1 pseudogene is annotated in these 1,018 nt (G+C 62.0%); it reads left to right on the top strand.

The window, feature by feature from the left end:
• A pseudogene (locus AB0H42_RS35965) lies at positions 1–1,018 on the top strand (hypothetical protein); the annotation flags it as partial.

The following is a 1,018-nucleotide window of genomic DNA, read 5'->3' as shown; positions in this document are numbered from 1 at the left end:
ATCGCGCATGATCTGCGGCGACGTCGCGCTGTTCCTGCAGATGCAAAAACACATCTTCAGCGACGGCTTTTGGCCTTCGCCGCAGTTTTTCCACGCCAAGATCAACGAGCAGCAGGAACGCCACCAGCGCTACCATGGCACCAGCTATAACCTGGAACCGGATATCAAAAGCAGCCCCGGCGGCCTGCGCGATATCCACACGCTGCTGTGGGTGGCGCGCCGCCACTTCGGTGCCACCTCGCTGGACGAAATGGTCGGTTTCGGTTTCCTCACCCAGGCCGAGCGCAACGAACTGAACGAATGTCAGAGCTTCCTGTGGCGCATCCGCTTTGCGCTGCATCTGGTGCTGCCGCGTTACGACAACCGTCTGCTGTTCGATCGTCAGCTCAACGTGGCGCAGCTGCTGCGCTATGAAGGTGAAGGCAACGAGCCGGTCGAACGCATGATGAAAGACTTCTACCGCATGACGCGGCGCGTCAGCGAGCTGAACCACATGCTGCTGCAGCTGTTCGACGAGGCCATCCTGGCGCTGGACGCCACCGAGAAACCGCGTCCGCTGAACGACGATTTCCAGCTGCGCGGCGATCTGATCGATCTGCGTGACGAAACGCTGTTCATCCGCGAGCCGCAAGCCATCATGCGCATGTTCTACCTGATGGTGCGCAACCGCGAGATCAAAGGCATTTACTCCACCACCGTGCGCCAGCTGCGCCACGCGCGCCGTCACCTGAAACAGCCGCTGTGCACCATCCCGGAAGCGCGCGATCTGTTTATGGCCATCCTGCGCCACCCCGGCGCGGTGTCGCGCGCGCTGGTGCCGATGCACCGTCACAGTGTGCTGTGGGCTTATATGCCGCAGTGGGGCAAGATCGTCGGGCAGATGCAGTTCGATCTGTTCCACGCCTATACCGTCGACGAGCACACTATCCGGGTGCTGCAGAAGCTGGAGAGCTTCGCCGATGCGCAAACCCGGCCGCGCCATCCGCTGTGCGTGGAGCTGTATCCGCGCCTGCCGCAC

This window comes from Nocardia sp. NPDC050799 (genome assembly GCF_040654015.1).
GTDB lineage: Bacteria > Actinomycetota > Actinomycetes > Mycobacteriales > Mycobacteriaceae > Nocardia.
This window is presented reverse-complemented; position numbering and strand designations above follow the sequence as displayed.